We start from the raw sequence: 506 nt of genomic DNA, 5'->3' as shown, positions 1-506 counted from the left end.
CACCAGATCCATGCCATCGGCATCGAATCCGGCAATACGCCAGCCGTTGCCGGATACTTTGGCGAAATGCTGTGCGTAAACGGCGATCGCGTCGAGATGGTCGGCGTTCATGTGGTCGATGGCCGATTGTTCGCGCGCCGCGAGTTCCTCGACGACCGGTCCGCTGGCGAGCAGATCCGATCGGTCGAGCTGATAGGCCTTGCCGAAGCCGCCGTTGAGGCTGGCGCGTTGCGGATCGAGGCGAAAGATCGAAAAGTCACCGAGACCGGCGTAAAGTTTCGCCCTGGCATTGTGATTGAGGTAACGGCGCTCGGTGCGGGCGTGTTCGGCCGATCCGCGCTCGATCCTTACCGCCTGGCAGACCAGTGTCAGGCGCGGGTGCGCCAGCGGGTCGCCCTTGCCTGGTTCGCCGAGCAACAGGGAACAGCGCGGGTCGGCAAGCAGCGCGCCGGTGTGCGCCGCAAGCATCGGCACCAGGATCAGCGGTGCGCCGTCGATGTCGGTGG

The 506-nt window shown here is 65.0% G+C and carries 1 protein-coding gene; it reads right to left on the bottom strand.

Annotated features, from left to right (window positions below; all coding sequences use genetic code 11):
• A partial coding sequence (locus tag EOA22_RS36875) for a DUF2470 domain-containing protein (RefSeq protein WP_164756347.1) occupies positions 1-506 on the bottom strand: 506 nt, incomplete at both ends.

The sequence above is a fragment of the Mesorhizobium sp. M7A.F.Ca.US.014.04.1.1 genome (assembly GCF_003998745.1).
In the GTDB taxonomy this organism is placed as follows: Bacteria; Pseudomonadota; Alphaproteobacteria; order Rhizobiales; family Rhizobiaceae; genus Mesorhizobium; species Mesorhizobium ciceri.
Note: the sequence above shows the minus strand (reverse complement) of the source record. Positions and strands in the feature narration are given on the sequence as shown.